Origin of the sequence: Aliidongia sp., assembly GCF_035943795.1 — a bacterium.
GTDB lineage: Bacteria > Pseudomonadota > Alphaproteobacteria > ATCC43930 > CGMCC-115725 > Aliidongia.
On record NZ_DASZBY010000154.1, the window covers coordinates 45715 to 52293 of the forward strand.

Annotated in this window: 6 protein-coding genes and 1 pseudogene; all 7 read left to right on the top strand. The window is 68.2% G+C overall.

Features of this window, described 5'->3' with window-relative positions; translation table 11 throughout:
- Nucleotides 1–951, top strand: coding sequence for an XrtA-associated tyrosine autokinase (locus VGV37_RS29850; RefSeq protein WP_326883524.1), 951 nt, complete (start codon nt 1–3; stop codon nt 949–951).
- A gap of 22 nt (nt 952–973) precedes the next feature.
- Nucleotides 974–2503, top strand: a complete 1530-nt coding sequence (gene xrtA / locus VGV37_RS29855) for an exosortase A (protein WP_326883525.1) — start codon at nt 974–976, stop codon at nt 2501–2503.
- 16 nt (nt 2504–2519) lie between these two features.
- The gene (locus VGV37_RS29860; RefSeq protein ID WP_326883526.1) at nt 2520–4442 is read left to right on the top strand and encodes an XrtA/PEP-CTERM system amidotransferase; all 1923 of its coding nucleotides are present in this window, start codon (nt 2520–2522) and stop codon (nt 4440–4442) included.
- A complete protein-coding gene (locus VGV37_RS29865) occupies nt 4439–5221 on the top strand; it encodes a serine protease (protein ID WP_326883527.1) in 783 nt (260 codons plus the stop codon). The genes VGV37_RS29860 and VGV37_RS29865 overlap by 4 nt, the downstream gene beginning before the upstream one ends.
- A 27-nt stretch (nt 5222–5248) precedes the next feature.
- Nucleotides 5249–5500 (top strand): acyl carrier protein, encoded by a 252-nt coding sequence (locus tag VGV37_RS29870; protein WP_326883528.1) that lies wholly within the window; start codon nt 5249–5251, stop codon nt 5498–5500.
- Between the two features lies 1 nt (nt 5501).
- Nucleotides 5502–6344 (top strand): hypothetical protein, encoded by an 843-nt coding sequence (locus tag VGV37_RS29875; RefSeq protein WP_326883529.1) that lies wholly within the window; start codon nt 5502–5504, stop codon nt 6342–6344.
- Nucleotides 6341–6579 (top strand): annotated as a pseudogene (locus VGV37_RS29880) (hypothetical protein); the annotation flags it as partial. The gene VGV37_RS29875 and the pseudogene VGV37_RS29880, both read left to right, overlap by 4 nt.

Sequence of the window (6579 nt, forward strand, 5' to 3'; positions counted from 1 at the left end):
ATGAGCGATATCGACAACGAGGGTGAGGTCGCAGGCCGCCGCCTTTCGCTTGTGGAACGCGCCGCGCAGCGGTTGTCGGACCAGGCCGGCACCGCGCCCCCGCCGCCGGCCCGGAAAATTCCGCCCAAGGCGGTCGCCGCCCCCCGCCCGCCCGTCCCGCCCCGGCTGGACGATGCGGCGGCCGACGCCGAGGCGCTGAAGTCCGGCAAGTTCGTCCACCTGAATCTCGACGCGCTGACGGCGCGCCACGTGCTGACGCCCCGCGGCGAGCGGAGCCGGATGGCCGAGGAATACCGGTCGATCAAGCGCCCCCTGCTGCAATACGCCCGCGCCTCGTTCAAGAAGCCCGAACTCAAGGGCAACCTCATCATGGTGACGAGCGCCATTCCGGGCGAGGGCAAGACCTTCACGACCGTGAACCTGGCCATGAGCATCGCCAAGGAGCGCGACCTCAACGTCCTGCTGATCGATGCCGATCTCAGCCGCCCGTCGCTCGCCTCGCGCCTCGGCATCGAGGAAAGCCTGGGCCTGACCGATCTGCTCGAGGATCCGAGCCTCGACGTGGCCCAGGTCCTGCAGCGCACCAACATCCGCAACCTGTCGCTGATCACGGCCGGGCGCCCGCATACGATGGGCACCGAGTTGCTCGCCAGCCGGCGCGCGGAAACGGTCATCAACGAGCTCGCCCGCCGCTATCCCGACCGGATCATCCTGTTCGATACGTCGCCGATCCAGGCCACGAACGAAGGCGGCGCTCTCGCCACGGAAGTGGGCCAGGTCATCCTGATCGTCGAGGCGGAACGCACGACCGAGATGGAGATCAAAGGCGCGCTCGAGATGCTGAGCGCCTGCCCGAACGTCATGCTGCTGCTCAACAAGACGAAAACCCGATTCGGTCGCTATTACGGTACGTACTACGGCACCTATTACGGGCAAGATGCTGAGCCCTGAGAGCCGGGACGCGGAGACCCGGTTGACGCTTTCCCCGCCGGTTCGGCCGGGTTCGAAATCCGTGTTCGGCCGCGAGCGCCTGCCCCTGGTGCTCGCGGCCGCCAGCCTGGTCCTGCTACTGGTCCTGTTCCGCGGAACGGCGTGGTCGATCGTCCATCTCTGGTACGAAGATTCTGCCTATAGCCACGGCTTCCTCATCGTGCCGCTGGCGGCATGGCTCGTCTGGCAGCGCCGCGACGCGCTGCTGGCCGCGGCACCCCGTCCGACGGCCTGGGCGCTGGTTCCGCTGGCAGCACTCTGCATGCTGTGGCTCGCCACGCAGGTCGTCAGCATCCAGGTCGCCAGCCAGCTCACGCTGGTGGCGCTGGCCGACTGCCTGCTACTGGCCATGCTGGGCTTCGCCGGCTTTCGCGTCCTGCTTTTTCCGGCGCTGTTCCTGTTCGCGGCGATCCCGTTCGGCGAAGGGCTGACGCCCCAGCTCCAGTCCTGGACCGCCAACATCGCCGTCGTGGCGCTGCGCGCGACCGGCATGCCCGTTTTCCAGGACGGCCTGCAACTGACCACACCGATCGGCGATTTCGCGGTGGCCGACGAATGCTCGGGCCTGCGCTTCCTGACCGCCACCCTGACCCTGGCCGTCCTGTTCGCCAGCGAATTCTATACGAGCTGGCGGCGTCGCTTCGCCTTCATGGCGCTCGCCCTGATCATTCCGATCATCGCCAACGGCCTGCGCGTCTATACGGTCATCCTGCTGGCCCGCGCGTTCGGCATCGAATTCGCGGCCAGTGTCGACCATGTCGTCTATGGCTGGGTGTTCCTGTCCCTGGTCACCGGCGTCCTGCTGCTGATCGGCTGGAGCTTCCGTCAGCCCCCCGCCAGGGTTTCGGCGCCCGACGTCGAGCGTCAGGGCGGGTCCCGGCCCCGGTCCGTGGCGATCGCCGCCGGTGCGTTCGTCCTGCTGATCGGCACGACGGTCGCCGCCGCCTCGCTGGCCCGGATCCCGGGACCGATCGCGGCGCTCGACCTGCCGTCGGCCACCGCTCCGCTCGATGCCGCCGCGGTCCAGTCCCTGCCCTGGCAACCCGAACTGCCCGGTGCCGACGCCCGCCGGTTCGACCAGGACACGGTCCAAGGTCGCCCCGTGACGCGCGCCGTCGCCTACTATGCCTGGCAACGCCAAGGCGCCAAAGCGGCAAGCGATGGCGCCACGCTGGCGCCGGAGAGCTGGACGCGGATCAATTTCGGCACGGCGAACGTGACGGTCGACGGCCAGTCCTTCGTCGCGCAGCGCCTGGTCGTGGCTCACGGCTCACGGCATTGGTTGATTTATTCATGGTATTGGGTGGACGATCGCTTCACCGGCAGTGCGGTCATGGCCAAGGTGCTGCAGATCCGCGGCCTGCTGCAGGGAAGCAACGCCGGCGCCGCCATTGCGATCGCGGCGCCGTTCGATACCAACGAAGATGTGGCGGTCGCCGAGCACGCCTTGGCCCTGTCGCTCGAACGGCAACAAGGCTTGAGCCGCGCGCTCGCGCACGCCGGCGGTATCTAGAAAGGGTAGCCTGATCATGTGCGGGATTGCAGGAATCTATCACGAGCGTGCCGACCGGTCAGTCGATCCGGACCTGCTGACGCGCATGAACGATGCGATCGCCCATCGCGGCCCCGATGGTGACGGCATCTATCGGACCGAAGGCGTGGGCCTCGCCCATCGCCGGCTCGCCATCATCGATCGCGCGGGCGGCCACCAGCCCTTGTTCAACGAAGACGGCTCCGTCGCCGTCACCTACAACGGCGAGATCTACAACTTCCAGGAGCTGTTCGAAGAGCTGCGCACGCGCGGCCATGTGTTCCGTACCCACTGCGACACCGAAGCCATCGTCCACGCCTGGGAGGAATGGGGCGAGGAGTGCGTGACGCGGTTTCGCGGCATGTTCGCCTTCGCCATCTGGGACAGCCGTCAGCAGACTTTGTTCCTCGGTCGCGACCGGCTCGGCATCAAGCCGCTGCACTATGCCTTCCTGGCCGACGGCTCCGTCGTGTTCGGGTCGGAGCTGAAATCCGTCCTCGCCCATCCCGAGGTCGATCGCGGCCTCGATCTGCATGCGACCGAGGATTATTTCGCGCTGGGCTACGTACCCGATCCCAAGACGATCTACCGCGCGGTCCGCAAGCTGGCCCCCGCCCATACCCTGTGCATCCGGCGTGGCCAGCCCAAGGCCGAACCGCGCCCTTATTGGGACGTCCATTTCGCCGAGACCAGCACGCTCAGCGAGGCCGATGCCGCTGTCGAGCTGGTCGAGCGGCTGCGCGAGGCCGTGCGCATCCGCCTGGTGTCCGAGGTGCCGCTGGGCGCATTCCTGTCGGGCGGCGTGGATTCGAGCGCGGTCGTAGCGCTGATGTCCCAGGAAAGCGGCCGGGTCATGGACACCTGCTCGATCGGCTTCGACGATCCGGCCTACGATGAATCCAACTACGCTCAGCAGGTGGCGAAGCTCTACAACACGCGCCACGCGGCCGAGACGGTGTCGGGCGACGAGACCGACCTGGTCGAACGGCTCGCCGGCATGTTCGACGAGCCGTTCGCCGACAGCTCGGCCATGCCGACTTACCGGGTGTCCGAACTCGCCAGGCGGCGCGTGACCGTAGCGCTTTCGGGCGACGGCGGCGACGAGCTGTTCGCGGGCTATCGCCGCTATCGCTTCCATGGCTATGAGGAGCAGGCGCGGCGGCTGATGCCGGCGCCGCTGCGCCAGCCGCTGTTCGGTCTGCTGGGCCGCACCTATCCGAAGCTCGACTGGGCGCCGCGCATGCTGCGCGCCAAGACGACGTTCCAATCGGTGGCGCGCGACAGCGTGGAGGGGTATTTCCACGGCGTCTCGGTCATCCCCGACGAGATGCGCCAGTCGCTCTATAGCGAGAAGATGCGACGCGACCTCGGCGGCTACAGTGCGATCGAAGTGTTCCGGGCCCACGCCGACAAGGCGCCGGTCGACGATACGGTCGCCCTCGCCCAATATATCGATCTCAAGACCTGGTTGCCGGGCGACATCCTGACCAAGGTCGACCGCACCAGCATGGCCGTGGCGCTCGAAGTGCGCGTGCCGATGCTCGACCATCATTTCGTCGAATGGGCGGCTACCCTGCCCCGCTCGTTCCGACTGCGCGGCAAGTCCGGCAAGGCGGTGCTGAAGAAAGCGTTCGAGCCCTTGCTGCCGAACGACATCCTCTATCGCCAGAAGAAGGGCTTCTCCGTCCCGCTCGCCAGCTGGTTCCGCGGGCCGCTCGCCGAGCGCCTGCGCAGCGCAGTGCTGGGCCCGATGATGGCGGACAGCGGCCTGTTCGACCGGGCGGCCTTGAAGCAACTGGTCGACGATCATCAGTCCGGGCGCAGCGACCATGCCGCGGTCCTGTGGTCGCTGATGAGCTTCGAATCCTTCCTGCGTCAGGATGGGCGCGCGCCCGGTGCCGATCTCGGCTATGCGGCGTGAGGCTGTCCTGGGCTAGGGCGGGCGCAGCCGCGCTCTGCCTCGGCGCCGCGGGAGCCGCGTCCGCCGACGACCTGCCGCAGACGATCCGCCTGGTGAAGCCGGCGATCGTCGCGGTCGGCTCCTACAAGAAGGACCGGGCACCGTCCGCGATCGTCGACGGCACCGGCTTCGTCGTCGGCGACGGCCTGACCGTGCTCACGGCCGCCCATGTCTTCGGCCGCAAGACCGTCGATTTCGAGCGCTGGGTGATCTATGTCGGCCATGGCGACGACGCTCAGCTGCGCGACGCGCAGATCCTGTGCACCGACAAGGAACACGACGTTGCGACGGTGCGCTTCAACGGTGCCGCCGTGCCGGCTGCCAAGTTCGCACCAGCGGAGGCGGAGGTCGAAGGGCGGGACATCGCCTTCACCGGTTACCCGATCGGCGCCGTCCTGGGGCTGTATCCGGCGACGGCGCGGGGCATCATCTCCGCCCTGGTGCCCGCGGCCATCCCGCAGAATACCGGCGCGGCCCTGACCCCCGACATGATCCGCCGCCTGCAACAGAATTTCAAAGTCTACCAGCTCGATGCCACGGCCTATCCCGGCAACAGCGGCAGCCCGCTCTACCGCATCGACAACGGGCAGGTAGTCGGCATCGTCGACAGCGTCTATGTAAAGCCGACCAAGGAGTCGGCGATCGCCTCGGCCGTCGGCACGCCCAGCGGCATCACCTATGCCATCCCGATCCGCTATGGTCGCGAGTTGCTGGCCAAACCCGGCTGCGGCGGCGGCTGAAGAAATCACAAGGGCGGGCAAGACGACGTGGATACGGAACAGGATCTGAAGCAGGTGCTGGTGGACGTGCTGAACCTCGATGCTCGGGCGAGCGCGCTCACCACCGACAGCCCGTTGCTGGGTGCCCTGCCCGAACTCGACAGCATGGCCGTGGCCGCCCTGATCGCCGCGATCGAAGATCATTTCGCCGTGACGTTCGAAGACGAGGATCTGACCGAACAGACGTTCGCCACGCTAGGCTCCCTGGCATCGGTCGTCGCGGCCCGGCGCGCCGGCTGACATGGCGTCCGACGGCACGGTGCAGCCGCTCTACCTGGACGGCCCGAACGGCGCGCTGTTCGCCGTCTGGCATCGGCCGGCGGGTTCGGCATCCGACACCGTGCTGTACCTGCCCCCCTTCGCCGAGGAAATGAACCGCTCGCGCCGAACCATCGCCCTGCTGGGACGCGCCATGACAGCCCGGGGCCTGGGCCTGTTCGTGCTCGATCCGTTCGGCACCGGGGACAGTGCCGGCGGTTTCGAGGAGGCGAGCTGGACCGGCTGGCTTGCCGACGCCCAGGCGGCCGTTCGCTTCATCACGGCCGAAGGGCATCGGGTCGCCGGTACCATGGGCCTGCGGACGGGCGCGCTGCTGGCGCTGGCCACCGCGCGGACCGAACGCCTGGAGCGGGCCGTCCTGTGCCAGCCGGTCGAGAGCGGCCTGGCCTTCGTGACCGGACTGATGCGCAGCCGCATCGCGGGTGCCCAGGCCGGCGACGGCCCTCGCGTCACCACCGCCGGCCTGCGCGAAACATTGGCCACCGGGTCTTGCATCGAGATCATGGGCTACCAACTGTCGCCGGCCTTGTGTGCGGGGCTCGAGGCCGCCACCCTGGTCGAGGCGGGCAGCGGGTTCGCCGGCCGGATCGACTGGCTGCAGCTCACCTCCCGGCCGACCGGCCCTTTGCCGCAGAAGACCGCCGACGAGGTCGCCCGGCTCGCCGCGGTCGCTGCGGGCACCGTCGCGAGCCAAGCCGTGGAAGCTCCGTCCTTCTGGTTGCTCGAAGAACCGCCGCCAGCAGATCGTTTCGTTCTCGAAACGACTGACGTTTGGTTCAGCGCCGGCCCGGCGACGGCGGCATGATGGCACGACCTGCGGGTGACGCCTGGAGCGAGGAGATCCTCGACATTCCCTGCGCCGGCCATCGGCTGCTGGGCATTCTGGCCCGGCCACGGGTCGGCAACGGCATCGGCCTCGTCATTCTGCCGGGCGGTGCCCAAACGCGGGTCGGCGCCCATCGGCAGCACGTCCTCCTGGCCCGCTCCCTCGCCGAGCGCGGCATCGCCACGCTGCGGTTCGAGGGCCGGGGCATGGGCGA